Origin of the sequence: Bacillus sp. Hm123 (genome assembly GCF_051842975.2) — a bacterium.
Taxonomy (GTDB): Bacteria; Bacillota; Bacilli; order Bacillales; family Domibacillaceae; genus Bacillus_CE.
Genome location: NZ_CM200277.1, coordinates 793568 through 819848, shown reverse-complemented (window position 1 = coordinate 819848; position 26281 = coordinate 793568). Strand labels below are relative to the sequence as shown.

Genomic DNA, 26281 nt, shown 5'->3' with positions numbered 1-26281 from the left:
AAGTAGTATTTTGAATACATCTTATTTATACAGGATGCTCACCACAAAAGCAATATATAAAATACATCTTTAAAGAAATGTTCACATTTCTTTGAGAAGATAGCGTGTGTAGGATATAATGGAAATATTACAAGATTCGTGGTGAATATTTATGAGACTAACGCTTTACACTGATTATTCTTTACGTGTACTCATTTATTTATCCTCTAAAGGGCAAAATGAGCTTGCTAATATTAAAGAAATTGCCGAAGCCTATCAAATATCTAAAAATCATTTAATGAAGGTTACGCATGAGCTTGGTAAAATGGGGATCATCGAAACGATTCGTGGTCGCGGCGGCGGGATTCGACTGGCGATGCATCCAAAGGAAATTAATATCGGGCAAGTCGTGCGGCAAACAGAAGATGATTTTCATTTAGTCGAATGTTTTAACAAGGAAGCGAATCAATGCATCGTTACACCTGTTTGTGGATTGAAGCATGTCCTTGTCAAGGCGTTGCAAGCCTATCTCTCTGTCCTTGATCAATATACGTTACAAGATGTTGCTGGTGATCCTGCTATTTTAAGAAGCTTATTCGAGCAAAATCCCGAAGAGTCATGAAAACTCTCCGGGATTTTTTTATCTTCCTTCGTGAATATAGCGACATTTACTATGACAAGTATAATTATTTGCTATCTATCTGTTTATTGGTACAATTATGAAAACTACTATTGCGAGGAGAATGTATATGACAAACTTTCAACAAACATTAGAAAAATATGCAGAGTTAGCTGTTAAAGTCGGCGTCAATATTCAATCAGGACAAACTTTGGTCATCAACACTTCTACTGACTCAACAGAATTCGTACGCTTAATTGTGAAAAAAGCGTACGAAGCGGGCGCGAAGCACGTTCATGTAGAATGGAATGATGATGCCGTTACTCGCTTAAAATATGATCTTGCTCCTGATGAAGCGTTTCATGAATTCCCTAAATGGCGTGCACAAATGCTTGAAGAGTTAGCTGAAGAAGGAGCGGCCTTTATGTCTGTCATTTCTTCTAGCCCTGACTTGCTAAAAGGCGTGCAATCTGAACGAATCGCCAACTCTCAAAAAGCAAGCGGACAAGCATTAAATAAATACCGCCAATTCATTCAATCAGACAAAGTGAGCTGGTGTGTCGTTGCCTCTCCATCTGCAGCGTGGGCGCAAAAGGTATTTCCAGACCTACCTCAAGAAGAGCAGGTTCCAGCTTTATGGGAAGCAATTTTCAAAGCAGTACGTGCAGATGTTGATCAACCCGTGGAAGCTTGGAAGCAGCATGATCAAGCACTACATACAAAGGTAGATTATTTAAATAGCAGAGGTTACAAGTCACTTCATTACACAGCACCGGGTACAGATTTAACGATTGATCTGCCAGAAGGTCACTTATGGGTTGGAGCTGGCAGTGTCAATGAAAAAGGACATGAATTTATGGCGAATATGCCAACAGAAGAAGTATTCACCGTTCCTCATAAAACAGGTGTCAACGGTCACGTAGCGAGCACGAAGCCATTAAGCTACGGCGGCAACATTATCGATGAATTCACGGTTACATTTGAAAATGGCCGCATTACAGAAGTGACAGCTAAAGAAGGCGAAGAGGTATTGAAGAAGCTTGTAGAAACAGATGAAGGCTCCCATTATCTTGGAGAAATTGCACTCGTGCCGCATCACTCTCCGATTTCTGAGTCAAACATTCTTTTTTACAACACGTTATTTGATGAAAATGCCTCGAATCACTTAGCAATCGGCAGCGCCTATGCCTTCTGTATTGAAGGTGGCAAAACGATGTCTCAAGAAGAGCTCGAAAAGAATGGTCTAAACACAAGTATCACCCACGTTGACTTTATGATTGGCTCCGAACAAATGAACATCGACGGCATCACAGCTGACGGACAAAAAGAACCAATCTTCCGCAACGGTAACTGGGCGGAAGGAATTTAACAATAGAAAGCCGCTGTCTCCCCTACTGAAGAGACAGCGGCTTTTGCTCTAACTAAAAGCTAAATTGATTCAAGCGCTTATAGTAATCGATTAAAAAATGGTAAAACATTTTTTCTGATGGCGGCATCTCTCTTGCTGTTGTAATAATAACGCCAACGGTTCGGGCAATCGTCGGCACACTGATCGGGAGGCTGACGGTCCCAAGTGGGGTTTGGTCTACGAGCAAGGTTTCCGGTAGCAAAGTCACTCCAAGACCCGCTTCGACAAGCCCTTTAATCGTGTAAACATCTTCACTTTCAAAGCCAACATGCGGTTCAAAGTTGACTTGTTGGCACGCTTCAAGAACGAGTTTTCTCATATCATATCCGGTGCGAAATAAGACAAATTGATCATCTTTTAGCTCTCTTAAATTGACTTGTTCCTGTTTGGCTAACGGATGTTGTCTCGGTAGCAGCACTCGCATTCGCTCTGAAAAAAAGACATGCGTGTCGATGTCGGCTGTTTTTTCAGGTACTGGTGACACGAAAGCTAAGTCAATCTCTCCTTCTTGAACTAATTCTTTTAATTCCTTGTTAGAGCCTTGATGAAAGTCGAAGCCAATATCTGAATATTGATTTCGAAAAGCGGAAATCACTCGCGGCAACGTCTTTGTTGCTAACGAATTCGGAAAACCAAGTCGGATGTTTCCCGTTTCTGGATTTAAATAATCATCGACTGCGGCTACCGCTTTATCAATCTCATTCATCGCTGATTCGATATGCTGTAGAAATATTTTTCCTGCATACGTTAGTTTGACATTCCGCCCCTCGCGTAAAAACAGCTCGACACCTAGCTCATCCTCTAGCTTAGCAATCTGTCGGCTAACGGCGGACTGAGCGACGTGCAAACGATAAGCTGCTTCTGTTACATGCTCTTCTTTCGCCACTTCCATAAAGTATTTAATTTGACGAAGTTCCATGTCCTCACCTCTTACAGCGCTCACTAATTTTTATTTTCTATTGTACCATCAAAACGAAAAAAACCGGGCATTTCACAGCCCGGTTACTTGCTATTATTTTTTCATTAAGCTATAAAGTACCGCTTTTTGAGCGTGCATCCGATTCTCTGCTTGCTGAAAAACAACGGACTTCTCGCCATCCATTACGCTCGCTGATACTTCCTCTTCGCGATGAGCAGGAAGGCAATGCATGAATTTGCAATCCGGATTTGCCGCCGCCATCAGTTCATCGTTCACTTGATAAGGAGCAAACACTTGCAAGCGTTCTTTCGCTTCCTCCTCCTGTCCCATACTTGTCCAGACGTCCGTATAGATGAAATCGGCTCCTTGTACAGCTTCTAACGGATTTTCGATAAATGCTAATTTCGCCCCTGTTTGCTCACTAATTTCTTGTGCAAATTGTACGACTTGAGGATCAGCTTCGTAGCCTTTTGGTGCCGTTAATGTGAAATCCATGCCGACCATTACAGACGCAATCATCAGCGAGTGAGCCACATTATTTCCGTCTCCTACATACACCATTTTATTTCCTTTAAAACCACCTTTAAATTCATAGACCGTTAATAAGTCAGCTAACGCCTGACAAGGATGGTATAAATCCGTTAAGCCATTAATGACAGGAATGCTCGCCGCTTCAGCCAACGCTTCAATTCTTGAATGGCTATGAGTACGAATCATAATTCCATCTAAATAACCCGATAACACTTTTCCTGTATCTTCAATCGTTTCACCGCGTCCTACTTGCAAGTCATTGGAGCTTAAAAACATCGCATTTCCACCAAGCTGAAGCATTGCCGCTTCGAAAGAAACCCGTGTACGAGTCGAATGCTTTTCAAAGATCATTCCAAGAATTTGTCCCTTTAAGCTATCGAAATATTTTTCCTTATTTTTTTTCATATCATCTGCTAATTCAATCAGTGCCGCTACCTCTTCAGAAGAAAAATCCATTAACTTCAAAAAGTCTAGTCCATACATATTTCCTGTCTTCACTGTTTGAGTCCCCATTTATCTCTCACCTTTCTATTTAAACGTTATTCACGTAATTTATATATTTAAGCTTATTAATATTTATACATTAAAAAGAATTAAAATACAACTATAATTTCAGAATTCTTTCATTTTTTATAAAAACGACAGATTTGTGTCTATTTCATGTATACTATCCGTAGACATAATTGAAGAGGTGACAGCAATGAGAGAACAAAGATTAATGAAAGATACATTATCTATAAAAACAAGCTACGTGCTTCCTCCTGATACGAATCATCACGGCACACTATTTGGTGGAAAATTAATGGCTTACATTGATGATATTGCTTCGATCACAGCGACAAAATTAGCAAGAAAGCCTGTAGTAACGGCTTCTACTGATTCCGTAGACTTTTTGAAACCGATTCGTGTCGGTGATGCCGTCACATTAGAAGCGATGGTTTCTTACACGGGAACGACTAGTATGGAAGTATTTGTGAAAGTGTTATCGGAAAACTTATTAACAGGGCAATCATCCGTTGCCGCTCTCTCCTTCTTAACCTTCGTTGCCTTAGACGAAAACGGCAAGCCAGTCCCTGTTCCTGAAGTTGTGCCTGAATCAAAAGAAGAAAAATGGTTAAACGAAACAGCCTCTAACCGTGCTGAACATCGTAAAGCTCGTAAACAATATAGCAAAGAACTAGCTAACTTCTTTACAAATGGAGAAAAATAAGCTAATCATGCCATCAACCGCCTGAAGAATCATGCTTCAGGCGGCTGTTTTTATCGAAGAACTCCCACCTCCCCGATCCATCTCACACTTTTCTCCTAAGCATTTCTATCCTGCTATCATAAAACGAACACAACTAGCCAAACTATAAAGGCGGCGCTATTTTGTGACAAATATTAATTTTTAACAACAGGATTCATGGGATTTCTCTCCATAATGGTGTGGACCTTTGACCTGACTACAACATCAAATTGTTATATTTCACATCAACTTGTAATATCTATTTTTCCATACATTGTCCCCTATACAGACCCCTTTTTCCGATCCATACTTAAAGGAGTTAATATTGGAGGTATGCGTGATGTTTGGACAAGCAGAGATTGGGATTGATTTAGGAACTGCTAACCTATTAGTTTACAGTAAAGATAAGGGGATTATCGTTAATGAACCGTCTGTTGTGGCCATTGACCAACAGACAAAAAAGGTGTTAGCGGTTGGCTCTGATGCGAAAGAGATGATTGGAAAAACACCAGGTCGTATTATTGCTACTCGTCCAATGAAAGATGGCGTCATTGCCGACTTTGATATTACATCAGAAATGCTTAAAGGCTTAATGCAAAAAGCGAGTAAAGAAATTGGCTTAAACTTGCGAAAACCGACTGTTGTCGTTTGTGTCCCTTCAGGAGCGACTTCCGTAGAGAGAAGAGCGATTGAAGACGCTATTAAAAGTAGTGGCGCAAAGGAAGTACATTTAATCGAAGAGCCCGTTGCGGCTGCCATCGGAGCGGACTTACCGGTGGAAGAGCCAATTGCCAACTTAATTGTTGATATTGGCGGTGGTACGACAGAGGTTGCGATCATTTCTTATGGTGGCATCGTGTCTTGTAATTCCATCCGCCTCGCAGGTGACAAGCTTGATGAAGATATCGTCCAATACGTCAAAAAAACTTACAACTTACTCATCGGTGAACGAACCGCAGAAAACATAAAAATGGAGATTGGCCATGCCTTAATTGAGCATGTGGAACAAAAGATGGAAGTTCGCGGGCGTGATCTGTTGACTGGCTTACCAAAAACGATTGAAGTCAGTTCATATGAAATTCAAAAAGCGATCAAAGAATCGTTACTGACCATTTTAGAAACGATTCGGACAACATTAGAAACTTCTCCTCCCGAGCTAAGCGGAGATATCGTTGATAGAGGAATTGTATTAAGTGGTGGCGGTGCTTTAATAAAAGGAATGCAGGAGTGGGTCAGTAAAGAAATCCTCGTCCCCGTTCATGTTGCCCCCACTCCGTTAGAATCAGTGGCAATTGGAACCGGCCGCTCTTTGCACGTGTTAAAGATGTTACAAAAAGTGAAAAGCTAAAGACAAACTAAGGCTGACCTTCATCGGGTCAGCCTTTTGTCTTCCGCACAAATTAATACGGTTTATCTTGATAAAAATAATTCGGTGTGTGAATCGTATCATCATACGGTTGGTGAAAAACGTGAGTAGCAGCCGGTGAAATCGGTGGAATGAGCCATGTCCAATCTCCCGTTAAGGCTCGCCCTTCTTGCCCTTCATTTTGTTCAAAAATTTTAAATTGCTGGGCTGCTGTGTGATGATCGACAATACTAACGCCCGCTTCTTTAAAAGAATGTAGCACCGCCGCATTTAATTCAATCAGTGCACGATCTTTCCAAAGTGTAGAGGCTTTGCTCGTATTTAACTCCATTCGTTCGGCAATCACTGGAAGCAAATTATATCGAAATTCATCCGCCAAGTTACGCGCACCAATTTCCGTTCCCATGTACCAACCATTAAATGGCGCAGACTTGTATTCTAAACCGCCAATTTCTAATTTCATATCAGAAATAATGGGCACCGCATACCATTTCAAACCGAGTTCACGAAACCATGGAAACTCTGGGTGAACGAGTTCCACTTCCTTCATCAAATGACTAGGGGCTTGCTTCCACTGCGGGGACTCGTTACCGATTTGTACGACCCATGGTAATAAATCAAAGTCGGTGCCTGCTCCGCGCCAGCCCAGTTTCTCACAGTGTTTCGTAAATTCTACTGACGAAGGATCACCAACAGTCCCCACCTCTGCCTCATAGCCAGCATAACGAATTAATTGATGATTCCAAAGCCGCACCTCGTCTCGATTCGGCACAGTCGGCGGAAATACCGTAATGGTCGGGCGAATTTTCCCATCATTTGTGGCATAAGCAACATGCTGCTCAAGTGCTGTGAACACGTCCTCTGCCGTACGTGCTTCCCTTGCATCAAATACATGTAGCGTTTGCCAAAACAAGCGACCAATACAACGATTGCTATTGCGCCAAGCCATTCGCGCTCCATGCACTAACTCTTCATATGTATGACTATAGCTTCCAGTCGTTTCGATTTGCTCCTGAATCTCTTGCAAACGTTTCGTTCGTTCCACTTCTGACTTATTTAACTCTCGGTAACATTGTTCAATAAAGGCCCTCGCCTCGTTCCAAAGTTGCCTATTCATTCATGCTCCACCTTCAATAGATTGCTTTTACCGAAAGTATATCATTTTTTTCTTTAACAATCTTGCGGCAATTGCTCTCGGATGATCTTAAACGTCCCTGTTCCTTTGCCAAGCAACCGTCCATCCGCATCGGTGATTTCGCCTTCAATAAATGCAATTTTGTAGCCTTGCTGAAGGATCGTTGCTTCCGCAAATATTTCACCTGAAGATACACTAGCGAGAAAATGCGTCGTTAAATTAGTCGTTACACATTTTTCTTTTGTGACCGCCCGAAGCAGCATCCCTTGAATGAAATCAAGCATCGTCGCATACACCCCTCCATGCAACGTGCCATTCGTATTCAATAATACATCTTTAATATTCAGCTTAATTTTCACCCGATCGTCTGTAAACTCAACCACTTCAAAGCCAATATGCTGAAAAAATACGTTGTTCTCGAAATCCTCTTTAATAAACTGTAATGTTGTCGTCATGCTCTCTCCATCCTTTCTTCGTTCCTACCTTTTTAATTCTTGAATCCCATCGAAAAACCTGCAAAGATAAGAAAAAGCTACCTTACATAAGCAAGATAGCCTTAATTCGTATACACTTTCTTCGGACGCGCCATTTTTCTGGAACGCCACTGTGGAACAGCAATTCCGATTAAAATCAATAAAACCCCGGTTGTCTGCTCCGGCGTGATCTGTTCACCAAGAATTACCATCGCTGATAAAATAGCCGCCGGTAATTCCGCCGCTCCAACAATTGTTGCCGTTCCAGAATCGATATGTGGGGTCCCAATCGCAAAGAGAATCACTGGTAGGATGACCCCGAACAGCGCGGAGAGTAAACCATATGCCCATAACCCGCCTGTGAGCGTCCCATCCACAATAAAGGTAGGCGGTACAAAGAATAATACCGTCACAAATCCCCCAACTGTAATCACTAAACTTCTTTGAATCGTCGGTACACCTTTTCCCGCTTTTCCACTAAAGAAAATAAATAAAGCGAACGTAATCGCTGCTAAAAAGCCGAACACAAGCCCTTTCGTCTGGTTCATCCAATCGATTTGATCAGATAGAAGACCTCCTGCTAACAATGTACCTCCCCAAAGAAAGACGATCGAAATTAACTTTAAATTAGATGGCCAAGTTCTTAAATAAATCGCCTCTATCACAATCCCGATCCAAGTAAATTGAAACAGTAGCACAATCGCCATCGAAGCAGATAACTGTTCAATACTCGTCGCATAAAACACGCCGGTTAAGCTTAATAAAATTCCAACTCCCAACAACGAGCCTAGCTGTTTCATATTTAACTTCACTCGTTTCGTAAACAACACAATCACGAATAATAACAGCAATCCCAAAAAATATTGAGCACCCGTCGCCTGTTCTGCCTGATAACCAGCATTTGTCGTCAGTTTAACTACCGATGAATGCAAGCCATAGCTACAAGCGCCTAACAATACGAATAAAGAATAACGAAGCTGACTCAACTTCTTTGCCTCCTCCAATTGATCGATCCGAATGTCAAATTAATGCAAGTATAGTCCTCTAATTCACGTTCATCAATGGGATTACTCAAATTCCTAAAACTCAGAAATTTCCCATTTTACACGCTATTTTTCAATAAAAATTAAACAAATATTCTAAATATTCTCTTGACTCTTTCCTTCACAACCGCTATGATGTTTCTATCAATTAAATAACGTTTTCTTATCAAGAGAAGCCGAGGGTACTGGCCCTAGGACGCTTCAGCAACCAGCCGATGATCGGCCCGGTGCTAACTCCAGCAAACGACTGTACTCGTTTGACAGATAAGAAGGAATAGCGATCGCTAATGACAACACCTTCTTATTTTTTAAGAAGGTGTTTTTTATTTTAGAGAGGGTGAAGAAAATGAGCTTTTTAGATCGATTGAAACACGAGGTGCTAACGGCGGACGGAGCGATGGGGACATTACTTTATTCATATGGAATTGATTTTTGCTATGAAGAATTAAATGTGGAAAAACGAGAAGTGATTGAACAAATTCACCTTGAGTATATTAAAGCAGGAGCGGATATCATTCAAACGAACTCCTACGGGGCCAATGCCTATAAACTAGCGCGCTACGGCTTGGAGCATCGCGTACAACAATTCAACAAAGCTTCGATGCAAATTGCGAAAAAAGCGGCATCCCCACATGATCGCTTCGTGTTAGGAACGATTGGCGGCATCCGTGGGATGAGAAAAAATAGCGTGACATTAACAGAAATTGAAGCGGCAATTCGTGAGCAAGCGGACAGTCTTTTATCCGAACAGCCAGATGGCCTCCTGTTTGAAACGTATTATGATTTTGATGAATTAACAACCGTGTTAAAAATGGTTCGTCGTCTGACTGACCTCCCACTCATCGCCCAAGTGTCGATGCATGAGCCAGGTGTACTTCAAAACGGGATGGCGTTAAATCAAGCACTTCATCATCTCGAAGGATTAGGAGCGGACGTCGTTGGAGTGAACTGCCGACTCGGTCCTCACCATACGATTCAAGCGTTAGAAGAAGTGGCCTTGCCGGAAAAAGCCTTCCTATCGGCCTATCCAAATGCCAGTCTACTAGATGTCGAGGACGGGCGAATCGTCTATGAATCAGAAGCCGATTACTTCGGGCAAGCGGCTGTCAAGCTACGCAACGAAGGGGTTCGCTTAATCGGTGGCTGCTGTGGAACGACGCCAAAGCATATTGAAGCGACGAAAAAAGCGTTAGCCTCTCTCCCGCCGATCACCAAAAAAAAAGTGAAAACAAAACAACCGATTATCATTGCAGAAACGGCCGTTCCGTCTCTTCCACGCCTGCATGAAAAAGTGAAAACGGAACGAACGATTATCGTTGAACTAGATACACCGAAACAGCTAGATACCAATGCTTATATCGAAGGGGCAAAAGCGTTGCACGAAACAGGCATCGCTGCGGTTACGATGGCCGATAACTCGCTCGCTTCCCCGCGAGTCAGCAACCTTGCGATCGCATCTTTATTGAAAATGAATCATCATATTCGGCCGCTCGTCCACATTACATGCCGCGATCGTAATTTGATCGGGCTGCAATCACATTTAATGGGCTTACACGCACTAGGCTTGCATGATGTACTAGCGATCACGGGCGACCCGACAAAAATTGGCGACTTCCCCGGCGCGACTTCGGTCTATGACGTATCCAGCTTAGAACTGATTCAATTAATTAAGCGAATGAATGAAGGCATCTCTTTTTCCGGAAAGCCATTTAAACAGAAAGCTAATTTTTCCGTCGCCGCTGCCTTTAATCCAAATGTGCGTGTGCTTGACCGCGCAGTGAAGCGATTAGAGAAAAAAATCGAATGCGGAGCCGATTATTTTATTACCCAGCCGGTGTTTACAAAGGGAAAAATCATCGAGGTGTACGAAGCAACGAAACATTTGCCAACGCCGATTTTTATCGGCATTATGCCTTTAACAAATTCAAGAAATGCTGAATTTCTCCATCATGAAGTGCCTGGTATTAAATTGTCGGATGAAACGTTGAAAAGAATGAAAGCTTGCGAAGGAGATCGAGAATCTTCCACTCGTGAAGGCGTCAACATCGCAAAAGAGCTCATTGACACAGCAGCAGAGCTATTTAACGGTATTTATTTAATCACACCGTTCTTGCGATACGAAATGTCGATTCAGCTCATCCAATATATTCAACAGCTCGATGGAAAAACAAACGAAAGAGGGATCACTCATGTCCAACCGACATCCAATTGAACAAGAACTAGAAAAACGCATACTTATCATTGATGGGGCCATGGGAACGATGCTTCAGCAAGCCGATTTAACCGCCGAAGACTTCGGTGGCGAACAATATGATGGCTGCAATGAATATTTAAACATGACCGCCCCCGATGTGATTGATCGCATTCATCGAGCTTACCTTGAAGCCGGTACTGATATTATCGAAACGAATTCCTTTGGCGGGACAGAGCTTGTGTTAAATGAATACGACCTCGGGGAGCACATGTATGAAATCAATCGACGTGCCGCAGAAATTGCTCGCCGATGCGCCGATGATTTTTCAACACCTGAGCACCCGCGCTTCGTTGCTGGAGCGATTGGACCTACAACGAAGACATTGTCTGTCACAGGTGGCATCGACTTTGAAACTTTGAGTAAAGATTTCGAGCTACAAGCGACGGCGTTAATTGATGGCGGTGCCGATTTAATTTTAATGGAAACGAGTCAAGATATGCTCAACGTCAAAGCGGGAACACTCGGGATTCAACGGGCGTTTGAAAAGACCGGAAAAACACTCCCGATCATGATTTCCGGCACAATCGAGCCGATGGGAACAACACTAGCCGGGCAAAATATTGAAGCATTCTATATTTCGATCGAGCATATGAATCCGCTCTCTGTCGGCTTAAACTGTGCGACTGGACCAGAATTTATGACCGATCATATCCGCTCCCTTTCCGCTTTGTCCAAAAGCTTTGTGAGCTGTTATCCAAATGCCGGGCTTCCAGATGAAGAAGGCTGTTATCATGAATCTCCAGACTCTTTAGCGCAAAAATTAAAGGGTTTCGCGGAAAAAGGCTGGCTCAATATCGTCGGCGGCTGCTGTGGCACAACACCTGACCATATTCGAGCGATGAAGGAAGCGGTCAAGGACCTCCCTCCTCGCCCGCGTCCAGAACAGCCCCATGACCATGCCGTCTCAGGGATTGAGCCGCTTTTATACGATGACACAATGAGACCATTATTTATCGGAGAACGAACGAATGTAATTGGCTCACGCAAATTTAAACGCCTGATCATCGAAGGTAAATTTGAAGAAGCAGCGGAAATCGCCCGCGCTCAAGTCAAAGGCGGTGCTCACGTCATTGATATTTGTCTAGCCAATCCTGATCGCGATGAGCTTGAGGATATGGAAAACTTCATGCAAGAGGTCGTGAAAAAAGTCAAAGTACCACTCGTCATTGATTCGACCGATGAAAAAGTGATTGAAAAAGCACTGAAATATTCACAAGGAAAAGCGATCATTAACTCAATTAACTTAGAAGACGGTGAAGAACGATTTGAAGCAGTCTTACCGCTCGTCAAAAAGTATGGAGCGGCGATTGTCGTCGGTACGATTGATGAAGTCGGCATGGCCGTATCTCGCGACCGAAAATTAGAAGTCGCTATTCGCTCGTATGATTTACTCGTCAATAAATGGGGAATCGCTCCTGAAGATATTATTTTTGACCCGCTTGTCTTCCCTGTTGGCACTGGTGATGAGCAATACATCGGTTCCGCAGAAGAAACGATTGAAGGCATTCGGTTAATTAAAGAAAAGCTACCAAAAGCATTAACCGTCCTCGGTGTAAGCAACGTGTCTTTCGGCCTCCCTCCTGTCGGTCGTGAAGTGTTAAATGCGGTGTACTTATATCACTGTACGCAGGCCGGTCTCGATTACGCGATTGTCAATACGGAAAAGCTAGAACGCTTCGCCTCGATTCCACAAGACGAAATCGAACTGGCGGAAAAGCTATTATTTCATACGAATGATGACACGTTAGCGGCTTTCACCGATTTTTACCGTGATAAGAAAAGGGAGAAGAAAGAAGAAGATATTCCGAAAACGGTACCGGAACGGCTTGCTTATTACGTTGTTGAGGGAACGAAAGAAGGATTAATCCCTGACTTGGAATCAGCACTCGGTATGTATGACACTCCACTTAATATTATTAATGGTCCATTGATGGAAGGAATGGCGGAGGTAGGTCGGCTATTTAATGACAACCAATTAATCGTCGCCGAAGTATTGCAAAGTGCTGAAGTGATGAAAGCAGCCGTCGCCTTTTTAGAACCGTATATGGAGAAAAAAGAAAATGACAACGGTAAAGGCAAAGTCGTCCTCGCCACCGTCAAAGGCGATGTGCACGACATTGGAAAAAACTTAGTGGACATTATTTTAAGCAATAACGGCTTTAAAGTAGTTGACCTTGGCATTAAAGTCACACCGTCAGAATTAATTGAAGCGATTAAAAAGGAAAATCCCGATATGGTCGGTCTGTCTGGATTGCTCGTCAAATCAGCCCAGCAAATGGTGTTGACCGCTCAGGATATGAAAGCAGCTAGCATCGATGTGCCAATTTTAGTCGGAGGTGCCGCCCTCTCTCGTCGCTTCACCGAGACAAAAATTTCGCCGGAATACACCGGCCCTGTTTTATACGCAAAAGATGCGATGGATGGACTGTCGATTGCTAGTCGCCTACAAAACGAAGAGGAAAAATCACAGCTATTAAATGAACTAGCGGAAAAACAGGAAAAACGAAAAGAAATTGAAGCGTACCGTGAAACAGCAAAGCCGGCAGTTGCTGTATTAGAAAAACCGAAAAAAACGGTGCGACAAGATGTTCCTGTCTGGACACCGCGCGATTTGCGCAAGCACATTCAGCGAGATTATCCAGTGGCTCACTTAAAACCGTATATTAATATGCAAACATTAATCGGTCACCACCTTGGCTTAAAAGGCAAAGTCGAAAAGTTGCTCGCTGAAAAAGATGAGCGCGCGATTCTACTAAAAGAAACCGTCGATGGGTTTTTACAAGATGACCTGTTAAAAACTGCGAGCGTCTATCAATTTTTCCCAGCGCAATCCGATGGGGACGATGTGATCATTTATCACCCAGCCGATGCTAAAACAGAAATCGAACGCTTCACCTTTCCACGGCAACAAAAAGAGCCATTCCTTTGCCTAGCCGATTATTTAAAACCGGTTGACAGCGGCGAAATCGATTACGTTGGTTTGTTCGTCGTCACAGCTGGCTTCGGTGTTCGCGACCAAGCCGCCAAATTTAAAGAAAAAGGCGAATTTCTGCAAAGCCATGCGATCCAATCTACAGCGTTAGAACTTGCGGAAGGCTTTGCTGAGCGCATTCACCAAGAAATACGCGACCAATGGGGCTTCCCAGATCCCGTCGACTTCACGATGAGAGAACGCTTCGCCGCCAAATACCAAGGTCAGCGCTTCTCTTTCGGCTATCCGGCGTGCCCGAACCTCGAAGACCAAACAAAACTATTTAAACTATTGCAGCCAGAAGACATCGGCGTTCGCCTCACCGAAGGCTACATGATGGAACCCGAAGCAAGCGTATCCGCCATCGTATTCGCCCACCCAGACGCAAGATATTTTAATGTGGAGTAACGAAAAGCGAAAGGCGCTGTTTAGCGACGTATGGACTGGAACGAGCCGATCGAGATAAAGGAAACACGGTGAACGTCAGTGAACCGATGTTGACTTATCGCAAGGAGGAGGGCGGAAGTACACTAGTCGCTAGCGCCTGGAGCTAGACAATAACGAAAAGCGGAAGGTGCTGTTCAGCGACGTATGGACTGGAACGAGCCGATCGAGATAAAGGAAACACGGTGAACGCCAGTGAATCGATGTTGACTTATCGCAAGGAGGATCGTGGAAGTACACTAGTCGCTAGCACCTGGAGCTGGACAACACGAAAAGCGGAAGGCACTTATTCAGCCAAGACAAGCAAAAAAGCAGACAAAAGCGTCTGCTTTTTTTGCATAATTACAACACTTCAGCTCACACTACCATTAAGGAGATGATGAGATGAAGAAAAAAATGAAACGAACTGAATCAATTTCACCCGATCCACAAATTACGATTCATTCTGATGTCAAAAAATCGCTCGGTGGCTCAGTGGATGAATACGAAAATTTAAAAGATGCCAATGAAATCCTAGCTAGCAAAGAAATTGGGCAGCAAAACGAAAATTTGTAAAGTAGCTTTTTAGAGGGGGCGTGGCTTTCTTCGACCTTACCAGCACTTTCTTCCACTTTCCACTCGTTTCTTCGACCTTGCTAGCACTTTCTTTATTTAATATTCAAGCCCAATAATCGAGAAAAAGCGATAGCCTGTTCTTCGGACACTATGCATCCTGCCAACTTTTCTGCTGACACCTTAAGTTCGTGAAATTCACAGCTACTAAGGTCGATCCCACTAAGTGATGTACCTTCAAAGTTAGCTTCATCTAAATTACATTGATCAAACTCGACTTTATCCAACTGACACTCATAAAAATCCCCACTTTGAACGGCACATTGCTGAAACTTCACCTGCTTCAGTTTTGCATAACCAAATGAAGCTAATTTTGCCTGACACTCTTCAAACACAACATTACGCAACACCGCATCCGCCAAATTCAAGCCCAATAGTTTAGAATTTTTAAACTCGACGCGATGGAGGCTTCCATTGCAAAATTCCGTATTGGACAAATCACATTTATCAAAAATAACATCGACCAATTCAACAAATCGAAAATTCACATCAATGAAAGCAACATTTTCAAAAACGACTTGATCAAATTGGATTCGCTCAATCTCTTCCCCGACAATGGAGCAATCACGAATGACGCATTTCTTCAAATATTGCTCTTCTTTTAAATCATCAAACTCAACTGAAGTTAAATTTTGTGGGATCTTCGGTTGTTGGATTTTAAACAGGTTTGTCATTCTACCGCCTACTTTCCTAAAAACAATCAATTGTTATTTCGCTTTTGGAGTTTAGTGTACTCTTTTTCTTGTGAAAGACAAGAAGAATGAACTTGATCATCTCGTACAATCATTCAGTATAAAAAACAAAATTTGGCTTCTCCTTGTATTGTATAACATTGTGTGCTATGTTTAAGAGGAATTATTTTTGTTCAGTAAAGATTGATAAGTGTTACAACTTTCCGTCTGGAAGATTTGAGAGCAAGGATAGTAACAAAATGTGTGTACAAGCACACGAGGAGGAAACAATAATGGAACAAGGTAAAGTGAAATGGTTTAATGCAGAAAAAGGTTTTGGATTCATCGAACGTGAAGGCGGAGACGATGTATTCGTTCACTTCTCAGCTATCCAAGGTGAAGGCTACAAATCTTTAGACGAAGGTCAAGCTGTAACATTTGATATCGAACAAGGTCAACGTGGATTACAAGCGACTAACGTTCAAAAAGCATAATTGCTACCATATATAAACAGACTCTACACATAGAGTCTGTTTTTTAGTTTTCATAGAACAATAAAAAGCCCTACTCACAAATGAATAGGGCATATCAAAACAAGTAATAGTAAGGTTAGTGTAGCATAGTACCATCACTCATCATTTTTATCGATTGTCAATCTTCTCCGGATACAAGTCATGATTCATCATGCGGTATTCGGCCATTTGCTCATATTTCGTTCCTGGACGGCCCCAGTTTGTGTACGGGTCAATGGAAATCCCGCCACGTGGCGTGAATTTGCCCCAAACTTCGATGTAGCGTGGGTTCATTAATTCAATGAGATCATTCATAATGATGTTCATGCAGTCCTCATGAAAGTCGCCATGATTGCGGAAGCTAAATAAATAGAGCTTTAATGCTTTACTTTCTACCATTTTCACGTCTGGAATGTAGCTGATATAAATTGTCGCAAAATCCGGTTGTCCGGTCATTGGACATAGACTTGTGAACTCCGGACAATTGAACTTCACGAAGTAGTCGCGATTTTGGTGCTTGTTATCGAATGTTTCAAGAATCGATGGATCGTACGCAAATTTATATGTGGTCCCTTGATTTCCTAAAAGGGTGATGTCTTGTAATTCGTCTTCTTTTCTTCCTGCCATATAAAACTCCTCCTTGTCTACTCGTATTATAAAGCCATCGCTCTTGCTCTAACATACCCCTGATAGTATAATTAAATAAAAAAGGGAGGTTATCTCCTTGGAAAAAATTTCATTACTCTCTACCCTTCATGAAAGGTTAAAAGAGCATCCACTCACTTTACTTTATATTTCACGACCGAATTGTTCGGTTTGTCACGCGGTGTTACCACAAGTTAAGGAGCTATTAACGAACTATCCACAAGTGAAATTACTACACATCAACGCCGACGATGTACCTGAAATTGCCGGGGAATATTCTATCTTCACGATTCCTGTCATTATTTTCTTTGTGGAAGGAAAAGAAATGTTCCGTAAAGCCCGCTTCATTCCAATGGGAGAGCTCGACCATTCAATCAAAAAAATTGTTGAATTGATATAAAAAAATAAATTAAAAATTCTCACCTTCGCCATCTTCATGTAAAATAGAAGATGTACGAAGGGGGAGTGACGAGATGACGTTATTAGAAGAAATCTTAACTTATAATGAAAGTTTTGTAACAAGTAAGCAATATGAAGCCTTTGCAACGGATAAATTTCCGGATAAGCGTGTCGTAATTTTAACTTGTATGGATACTCGTCTTGTCGAGCTGGTGACGAAGGCCATGAACTTCAAAAATGGGGACGTCAAAATCGTCCGCAATGCAGGTGCCATCGTTAACCATCCATTCGGAAGTATTATGCGCAGTTTACTCGTAGCGGTTTACCAGCTACAAGCAGATGAAGTGCTAATTGTCGGTCATCACGATTGCGGCATGAGCTCGCTAAAAAGCGAAAATATTTTAGTAGCAATGACCGAGCGTGGCGTGAAACAAGAAACAATTGACACATTAAGACATGCCGGCATTGATGTCGATGGTTGGCTCGAAGGCTTTAATAGTGTAGAAGAAAGCGTGACTCATAGTGTCAATATGGTGAAGGACCATCCATTGATGCAAAACGAGATTCCTGTTCACGGACTAGTCATTGACCCAGCAAGTGGCAAATTAGATTTAGTCGTGGATGGATACAAAAAATGAACCTCCCCCACCTATTGCTTCGCACTTGAGGTGGGGGTTTCTTGTCGATCCCCTTGACATCAGAAGCTGGACAATGTCCATAGGTGTACGCGACACCCTCGTCTTTCTCAGGGACTGACGCTCCCATACGGAAGCGGTGGTCTTGACGCAAGATATCTCTCGACAGCTTGCTGCCACCGTAAGCAACAGAGGAGAGAATCGAAGACACGGTCATCTCTCTCTGGGGCGGTTCTACCCATCTACTACGCCTGTACAGGACGTAGATACGTGATGTCAGTTAGCATCACTTCTCGAAACTTCCCGTGCACATACTGGGATAAAATATTCCCTGCACCATGGACATCCCGATGCCGTTCATATCCACAAGAGCAGTGATAGTTTCGTGAACGGACTTTATTTCGTTTTCCACAAGCAGGACATGCTTGCGTTGTGTAGGCTTCGTTTTCTTTTGATAAGGAGATGCCAGCCGCCTCTAATTTATAAGCCAACTGTTTCGTGAGTTTCCCAAAACTCCAGTTGCTTAGTTTTTGATTCACTTGTTTGGAGCCGATGCGTTTTCGTTTTTTGTTTCGCTTGCTTGTGTGCCGCTGGACGCCTTCCACATCGCCAAGAGCAACATGCCCGACCTTTTGTTCCACGCACCAGTTCACAAAAGCACGGGTCGTCTTGTGCAGGAGATCTCCTAGCTGCCGTTCGCTTTTGGAGAGAATGTACTTTTTTGTTCGATTGTATTGGCGCCATTTTCTGGACCCTTTTTGACACCGACTCATGAGAATTTGTAGCTCTCTCACTTTTTTATTTCGCAACCGGTGAACGCTACGCATCTTTCTGCCCGAAATCACTAGCGCGTGTCCATTTGTACTAACGGCGGCAATCGTATGAATCTCACCTGGATCAATCGCAGCTGTATGCCCATCTTGAATCGGTACAGGCTCGATGCCGTCTTCATACGACAAACAAGCATGCCATCGGCCGTCATAGACGAGTTCTACTTCTTTGATCACGCCAGTCGGAATCGAAGCAAGCGTCAACACGAGAGGTGTTTGCTGCTTCCCCTGCCATCTTCCTAAGCTAAGTATCAGTTTCCTTCCTTCTAACACGAAGGATTTGTCCACCCATTTAGGATGGAACACGAACTTTTCTTTGTATGGATACCGGATGGATTTATTTGTTTTTCTTGCTTGGCGAACTCCTTCTCGGGCACGTAAAAACTTATGGCACACCGCTTGGATCGTCTGACTGTGAAGAGGATACAAGCCTTTGAGTTCAGCTTGAAGGTCACTTTTGTTGATCCATGTGCCGTGAATCCGGTAATAATATCGAGCCAACTGCACACAGTCATTCCAAATCGTTCCGCAGATCCGACGTAGGTGAAACAACTGTTGAAGCGTGGACTGTGGCGCTCTAAAGCCCGTTTTCAACGTTCGATACATGAGATCCCCTCCTTTGTCATCATTATAAAACGAACGTATGTTCCTATCAAGAGTAAATGGAAAATTCCATCCTTTTTTCTTTCGACAAAGTTCGGGAGGTCCTCAACGAAACACTTTTCGGCTGTGCCGAACCGAGATTCATCCCCTCCCTACTCGCTGGTCTGTGCCCTTCACGCTCCTTGAGGAAGAGGGCTTCTCCCGGATTATGTTAAATACAATTAGGGGGTGTTGAGAAAGTTATTTTCTCGACACCCCTTTCTTTTGAGGAATCACACTCACTTTTTATGCGGAGTGCGAGATTTTTTGCTGAATGGCACGATTGGTTTACTGACTCGCACCCTTTTCTCTGTTCGTCATCTTCCGTAGTAGACAAGTTGCTCCTATCATTTCATATATCGATCTACAAGCTCATAGCACCTTTGTTTTGTTAATTCAGCTTGTGTACTAACGTATTGTACAGATGCCCATGATCCACCTTCGTAACTAGCCGCAGCACTCTCTGCTGATTCATCTCGATACGTGATCCATTTACGCTGGGCCTTACGTAATTGTTCCATTTCATTAGATGGTAGCTGTTGTTTCAATGCACCATATATTTCATTCAATGCGTCATCCCAACGTTTATACCGCTTCGATTCCGCCTCTCTCACTTCCACAGTCGTCCCCTGTTCATATATGTATTCTAAATCTGCCATCCCCATTTCAGTCTGCTCTAGCTTTGAATAGTACTCTACTTTTCTACTTCCATTCTCAGCTTTTTGTTTGACAGCTTCAGCTTCTCGAACCGCTACTTCCTTTTTCGCTTCTGCCTGTTGCTGAATACCTGACTGAATCTCTGATGACAGCTGATCGACTTCACTAGAAAAAAGATGATAAGCGACCTTCAACTGTTCATTCTGTTTCATTTCATCAATCAACTTTTGAGCCGATTCATAGTTCTTTTCACTCACTAGTCCTTTAATCGTTTCCACTTTTTCCGCAACAACACGTTCATTTTCTTTCCCGTTTTCAGCCATTCTTACTAATTCATCAAACGATTGCTTTAAGCTTTTTTCGATATTCTTCTTTTTCTTTAAGCCCTCAACTTTTGTCAATGCCTCATCCCATTGACCATTTTCAATCGCCTTTTGAACATTTTCATACACGACTAACTGTTCATAAATTCCTGAGGCTTCAGGGTCATCTGGCTTTTCATCTAATGCGAGTTCAAATGATGCCTTCGCTTTAGCAAACTCGCCATTCGCCATCGCTAACTTCGCCTGCTTCATCGATTCTTCATAAAGACTATCGCCACAACCAGTTAACAGCATCACAAATAACACGATCACTGATAATCTCTTCATCTCGTCTCTCCCCCTTAAACTGATCATTTAATTATCTAAAAGTTCTATCTACATATTATCATTTCCTACTTTTCAAGGAAATTTCTATTTTCTCCAAATGAACACAGAAAAAAAAACCTTAATTGTGATATAGTTATTGTAAAAAAGGTAAAAACAAAGTGAATTTTTTGTAAAAATCATGTTGTCCGACTTTATATAAAGAATTAGTCAAACTTATAGGAGGTCATAGAATGGTTCACAGTAATATTGGCTCTGACGATGAATTGTTTAAAAAGATGCAAAAAGAGCTAATTGATATCCAATATGCATTAGATCAATCTTCAATTGTCGCCATGACAGACAAGCGAGGAAATATCTTTTATGTCAACGATCAATTTTGTCACATTTCTAAATATAGCCGTGAAGAATTAATCGGAAAAAATCATAATATATTAAACTCGAACTTCCATCCCCCAACTTTTTTTCAAACGATGTGGAAAACGATCGGCTCAGGTCGCATCTGGAAGGAAGAAATTCGAAATAGAGCGAAAGATGGCTCGTTCTATTGGGTAGATACAACGATCGTTCCCTTTCTTGATGACAAAGGACTTCCTTATCAATACGTATCGATTCGTAACGATATAACAGCCCGCAAATCAATGGAAGAAAAATATCGACTCATTACCGAATACTCATCCGATCTCATTGCGATCATCGATATGAAGGGACACTTTCATTACTTATCCCCTTCACACGAAAATCTACTCGGATATGACCTATCTCTTTTACAATCACAGCCTTTCTTACATTGGGTTCATGATGAGGATCAAGAGAGAGTCTTAACCGAATTGAAAAACATCGCTCAAAAAAAGAAAATATCATCGAAGCTCGAATTTCGATTTAAACAAGCAGATGGATCGTATATGAATGCGGAAACGAACTTAAATCCAATTTACGACAACGCTGATGCGATACAACATTTTGTCGTGGTCACACGCGATACAACAGATCGAAAAAAGTCAGATGAAATCATTCGTCACCTCGCTTATCACGATCCATTAACGAATCTGCCTAATAGAAGATACTTTATGAACTCGCTCTACGATGAAGTTGAAGCAGTGAAAAAGAATGGTCGCTCACTTGCGGTGTTGATCATCGACCTTGATCATTTTAAAAACGTCAATGATTCAGGTGGACATGATAAAGGTGATTTTGTCTTAGTTGAAGCAGCTATGCGAATTAAAAATAGCGTCCGGGATGGGGATGTCATCGCTCGACATGGTGGCGATGAATTTACGATTTTGTTAAAAAATATAACTAATCAAGAGGAAGTCCAACGAGTGGCTGAGCGAATTCGAGCGAATTTAAATCGACCAATCAAAGTATTCGATCAACACTATACAATGTCATGCAGCATTGGAATTGCCACTTTTCCGGAAAGCGGAAAAGAAGCCGGCACCCTACTCACCCATGCAGACATGGCACTATATAAAGTAAAAAACAATAACCGAAACGACTGTGCCTTTTTCGATCAAGAAATGGAGCGTCAATCAATCGAACGAATCTTGAAAGAAAACGCCTTAAAAAAAGCTCTAACAGATAACCAATTCCATCTAGATTATCAACCGAAACTAGACCTGACAACAAAACAAATCATCGGCATGGAGGCACTCGTTCGCTGGAATCACCCAGAACTCGGAAGAATCTCTCCAGCAGAATTCATCCCACTCGCAGAAGAATCAGGCCTCATCTTACCGCTCGGTGAATGGGTCATGCGCCAAAGCTGCCAACAAGCAAAGAAATGGAATGAACAAGGATTTTCACTGAAACTATCCGTCAATGTATCACCTTATCAACTAGAACAATCAGACTTTATCCAAAGAGTCCAAGCAATCTTACAAGAAACAGGCCTTGAGCCAAAATTCTTTGAAATCGAAGTCACCGAAAGCGTCTTTATCAATATCGATGACGCCACTTTCGTCTTACAACAACTACAAAACTTAGGCATATCGATATCCATCGACGACTTCGGCACTGGCTACAGCTCTCTCAGTTACTTAAAGGAACTGCCAATCAACACATTAAAAATCGACGCTTCCTTCATTCGAGACATCCATGAAAACGAAGAAAGCCGTGCCATCGTCAAAGCCATGCTCACTCTCGTCCACGCCCTCGGCCTCAACGTCATCGCAGAAGGAGTCGAAACAGCTGACCAGCTCCAAATCTTAATCGAAGACGGCTGCATCGAAGGACAAGGATACTTATTTAGCAAACCGCTATGCAGTGAAGACTTTAAAGCTTACTTGGAGCGGGCAATGTGTGCGAGTGTTGGGAAGTAGAATAAGAAGATGGTGAAAAAAAGAGATAGCGTGGGCTGTCTCTTTTTTTGGTTTAGAGAGAAAGAACTTAAACAACATCGCCCCCATACATGATCGATTTTTATTTCGGAAAGGAATACAAAATTTTAAGGAAAGCAACGCATCTGAATGTGAATACTCTAGTGGCAAACACTACCTTACATAACCTTCTTTTTATCCACATAGTTGAGATAAAACATAGATGGCAGATACGGCGGCGTCATGAATCATCCATTTACATTCCACTTAGTTAAGATAAAACTCCTTAGCAAGAAATTTAGAAATATTATCTGCTTCATTTACATTCCACTTAGTTGAGATAAAACTTATACCCTTTGTTTAAGTGTGTAGTAAAGAGAAAAATTTACATTCCACTTAGTTGAGATAAAACTCGAGTGAGTAAAACACCTTACTACGATCCAGCCAATTTACATTCCACTTAGTTGAGATAAAACGACAGATTGTCGAGGTATTGGTCAATGTTAGGAAGATATTTACATTCCACTTAGTTGAGATAAAACTATTTCCTAACTGGGATGGTCCAGATACAGTAAAAGATTTACATTCCACTTAGTTGAGATAAAACTCTTGGTTTAATTTAAAGTACATCACTTCGCTTTCTATTTACATTCCACTTAGTTGAGATAAAACCAACGAGCTAATTTCTCGGCTTTAGGGAAGTTACCATTTACATTCCACTTAGTTGAGATAAAACAAAAGAGACGCATGATCCTTATCGTTGGTATCTAAATTTACATTCCACTTAGTTGAGATAAAACAAAAAGAAAGTAAGAAAGCGGCGAGTGGCTTCGAGATTTACATTCCACTTAGTTGAGATAAAACCTTAATCCAACCTGTCCCTGTGGGGTGCGGAATAATTCATTTACATTCCACTTAGTTGAGATAAAACTGACAACAATGTCCGGTGTAATGCCAGACTTTTGAAGATTTACATTCCACTTAGTTGAGATAAAACATTTGTCGTCGAAAGCATTTGAACCAATCAATGCATTATTTACATTCCACTTAGTTGAGATAAAACGGTTCTCCTTCAATCGTTTCCGTCAGTGTTAAACCCATTTACATTCCACTTAGTTGAGATAAAACCCGGAGCCGTCCATCCATTCCAAAAATGATCTTTGAGATTTACATTCCACTTAGTTGAGATAAAACCGAGTGTCTGATTTGGAGTACATCGCTAAGTATGTATTTACATTCCACTTAGTTGAGATAAAACGCAAGCTGCGACCGATACAACATTATTGGAATTAAATTTACATTCCACTTAGTTGAGATAAAACACGATAGAGAGATCGAAATTTTGCATTGGCTTCTTGAATTTACATTCCACTTAGTTGAGATAAAACCCCTCATTTGGTCGTTTTAAAAAAGCACTTGTATCAAGGGTTTGTAAGTGATTCATTAAGTATATTTTAACATAAATTGCCGTAAAGCTGCAGTCGTGAATCGCACACTTTCGACAAATGGGCTTGAAAGTCAATAAGGACAAGGGTTCAAGCACGCTTCACCAAAAAAGAGCTTTACTGCAAATTATAAAAACATTGATTCAAAATCTTTTTCAACCCCATATATCACTTTCTGTATATTATTAGGATTAGCTACTCGATAAACATAAATAGAATCGAATTCTTGATCTGCCTTTTCTACAATTTCAGCCATGCACTGCTTTAATTTCCCTTCTGTAATCTCCCCTTCAAATACAGAATTCTGTGTCCATGTTAAGTATTTTTTTAATATTTTATGCACTTTTGCTACTCTTTTTACATCCACATCATAAGAAACAATGACAAACATATCTCACCACCATGCTTTCAATGCTTTATAATCTTCATCTCGCAAAAAATGCTTAATTAGCTTGTAGCACTCTAATCGGATTAAATATCTATAAGATGTTTGACGATTCAACTTTCGATGTTTGATCGTCTGCCTCATCCGCTTTTCATACTCTGAAATAAACAATTTTCTTCCTTGTTCATTCAATAAACAAATTTTCTCTTCAACATACTCAAAGTGCTGCAACTGAATCATTCTATTGTTGATCAAATGAAAAATGAGAGCATCCATAATTAATGGTTTAAAAATTTCAGCAATATCTAGCGATAGCGAAAACCTTCTTGCTGATGGTTCGTGTAAAAAACTAATCGTCGGGTTTATTTGCGTTTTGTATATTTCCGACAGAACAGTTGTATACATTAAGCTATTTCCAAATGAGATCAGTGCATTAATGGGATCAGTTGGTGGTCGTTTTTCTCGCTTCATAAACTTAAAATCCTCGTATTTAATAATCCCGTTAAAACTCTGATAATATACTGATCTAGCACTTCCTTCAATCCCCATTAGTGTTTGAATATCTTGGGCAGTTGGAATTAATTTTCTTAATCCTATTATTTGATCAATAGCTGGTTGTGTCTGTTCTTTGTGACGTCGTAAATTTCTGAGCATGTGATGCATAGCGCTATACACAAATTGCTGAGCAATATATAATCGTTTCCCTAAATCAGACACATGCTCTCCTTGTAATACATCAACATATCCAGATACCTTCTTTTTTCTTGGCGTATAGCTTCCAGAGTAATATCCATAATAATTATAAAAATGCATACTGACATCTTTTTGATTTAACAAATTGAAGAAAGATGTATTAAAGTCCATTTCACTAAAGATATGTAAATTTTCTACTTGCTCGATCGGAACGACTTTTTTACTTCCATCCTCTTGTATGAAATAAATCGTTGAGTCTTTTCTTTGTAAGCGCCCGTTATTAAATAAGTATAAATTTTTCAATTTATTCTTCACCTACCCAACAAAATTGATAATAAGCACATTTCGTACAATAAGGATATTTCTCTTTTTTAGGAGGAAGAGCTGCGGAAATAATCTTCTTAATATCCTCAAGCCAACTTTCTATTTTATTTACATGTTGAGATGTTAGTTCTACTTCCTCTACACGTTTTTCCTTTGGATAATGAATTTTTCCTTTTCTTTCTATCCCCATTTGAAAAAGCACGTACAAATAATAGAGTAATTGCGCCCGATCTGCCTCCTCCATTTTGCTGCTTGATTTGACCTCTCCTACATATTCCGAATTGAGCATATCAATTTTGATAAAATCATCGACCATTACCTCTTTCATTTTCGCTCGTTGATAGGAGGTTTCATGAAGCATCTTTCCTTGCAATACAACATCATACTCATCTTCAAATGATATTTGATGACTTGATAACCAGAGTTTCCGCTTACATACATGGTAATATTGAATTTGTAAACCTGTTACTTTAATATCTTCAATTTGCTCCACACT

23 protein-coding genes, 1 CRISPR repeat array and 1 riboswitch are annotated in these 26281 nt (G+C 41.4%); of the genes, 11 read left to right on the top strand and 12 right to left on the bottom strand.

Annotated elements, in window-relative coordinates; genetic code table 11:
• The first annotated feature begins 151 nt into the window (after window positions 1-151).
• The gene (locus ACSVDJ_RS04230) at window positions 152-601 is read left to right on the top strand and encodes an RrF2 family transcriptional regulator (RefSeq protein ID WP_439170225.1); all 450 of its coding nucleotides are present in this window, start codon (window positions 152-154) and stop codon (window positions 599-601) included.
• A 127-nt stretch (window positions 602-728) separates the two neighbouring features.
• Complete coding sequence (locus ACSVDJ_RS04225; RefSeq protein ID WP_439170224.1) at window positions 729-1967, top strand: aminopeptidase; 1239 nt, start codon at window positions 729-731, stop codon at window positions 1965-1967.
• Window positions 1968-2019: 52 nt separating this feature from the next.
• Here the strand turns inward: ACSVDJ_RS04225 and gltC are convergent, their stop codons facing one another.
• A complete protein-coding gene (gene gltC, locus ACSVDJ_RS04220; protein WP_439170223.1) occupies window positions 2020-2925 on the bottom strand; it encodes a glutamate biosynthesis transcriptional regulator GltC in 906 nt (301 codons plus the stop codon).
• A gap of 93 nt (window positions 2926-3018) precedes the next feature.
• Window positions 3019-3969: an ornithine carbamoyltransferase gene (gene argF, locus ACSVDJ_RS04215; RefSeq protein ID WP_439170222.1), complete on the bottom strand. Its 951-nt coding sequence runs from the start codon at window positions 3967-3969 to the stop codon at window positions 3019-3021.
• Window positions 3970-4156: 187 nt separating this feature from the next.
• On the opposite strand from argF, the gene ACSVDJ_RS04210 reads away from it, so the two are divergent.
• Window positions 4157-4666 carry an acyl-CoA thioesterase gene (locus ACSVDJ_RS04210; RefSeq protein ID WP_439170221.1) on the top strand — a complete coding sequence of 170 codons (510 nt, stop codon included), beginning with the start codon at window positions 4157-4159 and terminating at the stop codon, window positions 4664-4666.
• A 358-nt stretch (window positions 4667-5024) separates the two neighbouring features.
• The gene (gene mreBH, locus ACSVDJ_RS04205) at window positions 5025-6032 is read left to right on the top strand and encodes a rod-share determining protein MreBH (RefSeq protein WP_439170220.1); all 1008 of its coding nucleotides are present in this window, start codon (window positions 5025-5027) and stop codon (window positions 6030-6032) included.
• Between the two features lie 52 nt (window positions 6033-6084).
• On the opposite strand, the gene ACSVDJ_RS04200 is transcribed toward mreBH, so the two are convergent.
• The 3 genes from ACSVDJ_RS04200 to ACSVDJ_RS04190 form a co-directional block, all read right to left on the bottom strand.
• A complete protein-coding gene (locus ACSVDJ_RS04200) occupies window positions 6085-7167 on the bottom strand; it encodes a nitric oxide synthase oxygenase (protein ID WP_439170219.1) in 1083 nt (360 codons plus the stop codon).
• 53 nt (window positions 7168-7220) lie between these two features.
• Window positions 7221-7640 carry a PaaI family thioesterase gene (locus tag ACSVDJ_RS04195; RefSeq protein WP_439170218.1) on the bottom strand — a complete coding sequence of 140 codons (420 nt, stop codon included), beginning with the start codon at window positions 7638-7640 and terminating at the stop codon, window positions 7221-7223.
• Between the two features lie 101 nt (window positions 7641-7741).
• Window positions 7742-8644: an EamA family transporter gene (locus ACSVDJ_RS04190; RefSeq protein ID WP_439170217.1), complete on the bottom strand. Its 903-nt coding sequence runs from the start codon at window positions 8642-8644 to the stop codon at window positions 7742-7744.
• Between the two features lie 217 nt (window positions 8645-8861).
• Window positions 8862-8972, top strand: a riboswitch (SAM riboswitch).
• Window positions 8973-9047: 75 nt separating this feature from the next.
• On the opposite strand from ACSVDJ_RS04190, the gene ACSVDJ_RS04185 reads away from it, so the two are divergent.
• From ACSVDJ_RS04185 to ACSVDJ_RS04175, 3 genes are all read left to right on the top strand, one after another.
• Entirely contained in the window at window positions 9048-10913 is a 1866-nt protein-coding gene (locus tag ACSVDJ_RS04185; RefSeq protein WP_439170216.1) for a bifunctional homocysteine S-methyltransferase/methylenetetrahydrofolate reductase, read from the top strand.
• Window positions 10891-14334 (top strand): methionine synthase, encoded by a 3444-nt coding sequence (metH, locus tag ACSVDJ_RS04180; protein ID WP_439170215.1) that lies wholly within the window; start codon window positions 10891-10893, stop codon window positions 14332-14334. Before ACSVDJ_RS04185 ends, metH begins: the two co-directional genes overlap by 23 nt.
• Before the next feature lie 420 nt (window positions 14335-14754).
• Window positions 14755-14925 carry a hypothetical protein gene (locus ACSVDJ_RS04175; RefSeq protein ID WP_439170214.1) on the top strand — a complete coding sequence of 57 codons (171 nt, stop codon included), beginning with the start codon at window positions 14755-14757 and terminating at the stop codon, window positions 14923-14925.
• A 92-nt stretch (window positions 14926-15017) separates the two neighbouring features.
• On the opposite strand, the gene ACSVDJ_RS04170 is transcribed toward ACSVDJ_RS04175, so the two are convergent.
• Window positions 15018-15656: a pentapeptide repeat-containing protein gene (locus ACSVDJ_RS04170; protein WP_439170213.1), complete on the bottom strand. Its 639-nt coding sequence runs from the start codon at window positions 15654-15656 to the stop codon at window positions 15018-15020.
• A gap of 290 nt (window positions 15657-15946) precedes the next feature.
• Between ACSVDJ_RS04170 and ACSVDJ_RS04165 the strand changes: the two genes are divergently transcribed.
• Window positions 15947-16147: a cold-shock protein gene (locus ACSVDJ_RS04165; protein ID WP_094834219.1), complete on the top strand. Its 201-nt coding sequence runs from the start codon at window positions 15947-15949 to the stop codon at window positions 16145-16147.
• Between the two features lie 147 nt (window positions 16148-16294).
• On the opposite strand, the gene queF is transcribed toward ACSVDJ_RS04165, so the two are convergent.
• Window positions 16295-16792, bottom strand: a complete 498-nt coding sequence (gene queF, locus ACSVDJ_RS04160) for a preQ(1) synthase (protein WP_094834220.1) — start codon at window positions 16790-16792, stop codon at window positions 16295-16297.
• Between the two features lie 97 nt (window positions 16793-16889).
• Here queF and ACSVDJ_RS04155 point away from each other — a divergent pair, with 97 nt between their 5' ends.
• Complete coding sequence (locus ACSVDJ_RS04155) at window positions 16890-17210, top strand: thioredoxin family protein (RefSeq protein ID WP_439170212.1); 321 nt, start codon at window positions 16890-16892, stop codon at window positions 17208-17210.
• 73 nt (window positions 17211-17283) lie between these two features.
• Window positions 17284-17847, top strand: coding sequence for a beta-class carbonic anhydrase (locus tag ACSVDJ_RS04150; RefSeq protein ID WP_439170211.1), 564 nt, complete (start codon window positions 17284-17286; stop codon window positions 17845-17847).
• A gap of 242 nt (window positions 17848-18089) precedes the next feature.
• Here the strand turns inward: ACSVDJ_RS04150 and ACSVDJ_RS04145 are convergent, their stop codons facing one another.
• Window positions 18090-19280 (bottom strand): RNA-guided endonuclease InsQ/TnpB family protein, encoded by a 1191-nt coding sequence (locus ACSVDJ_RS04145; RefSeq protein WP_439170210.1) that lies wholly within the window; start codon window positions 19278-19280, stop codon window positions 18090-18092.
• 383 nt (window positions 19281-19663) lie between these two features.
• Entirely contained in the window at window positions 19664-20623 is a 960-nt protein-coding gene (locus ACSVDJ_RS04140) for a lysozyme inhibitor LprI family protein (protein ID WP_439170209.1), read from the bottom strand.
• A gap of 230 nt (window positions 20624-20853) precedes the next feature.
• Here ACSVDJ_RS04140 and ACSVDJ_RS04135 point away from each other — a divergent pair, with 230 nt between their 5' ends.
• Window positions 20854-22941 carry a sensor domain-containing protein gene (locus tag ACSVDJ_RS04135; protein WP_439170208.1) on the top strand — a complete coding sequence of 696 codons (2088 nt, stop codon included), beginning with the start codon at window positions 20854-20856 and terminating at the stop codon, window positions 22939-22941.
• 251 nt (window positions 22942-23192) lie between these two features.
• Window positions 23193-24326: direct repeats of the CRISPR family, unit length 29 nt; unit sequence ATTTACATTCCACTTAGTTGAGATAAAAC.
• 184 nt (window positions 24327-24510) lie between these two features.
• Here the strand turns inward: ACSVDJ_RS04135 and cas2 are convergent.
• From cas2 to cas4, 3 genes are read right to left on the bottom strand one after another with little or no spacing between them, the layout of a single operon-like run.
• Complete coding sequence (gene cas2 / locus ACSVDJ_RS04130) at window positions 24511-24774, bottom strand: CRISPR-associated endonuclease Cas2 (protein WP_439170207.1); 264 nt, start codon at window positions 24772-24774, stop codon at window positions 24511-24513.
• A 3-nt stretch (window positions 24775-24777) separates the two neighbouring features.
• A complete protein-coding gene (cas1b, locus tag ACSVDJ_RS04125) occupies window positions 24778-25764 on the bottom strand; it encodes a type I-B CRISPR-associated endonuclease Cas1b (protein WP_439170206.1) in 987 nt (328 codons plus the stop codon).
• A gap of 1 nt (window position 25765) precedes the next feature.
• Window positions 25766-26278: a CRISPR-associated protein Cas4 gene (gene cas4, locus ACSVDJ_RS04120; protein WP_439170205.1), complete on the bottom strand. Its 513-nt coding sequence runs from the start codon at window positions 26276-26278 to the stop codon at window positions 25766-25768.
• Window positions 26279-26281 lie beyond the last annotated feature (3 nt).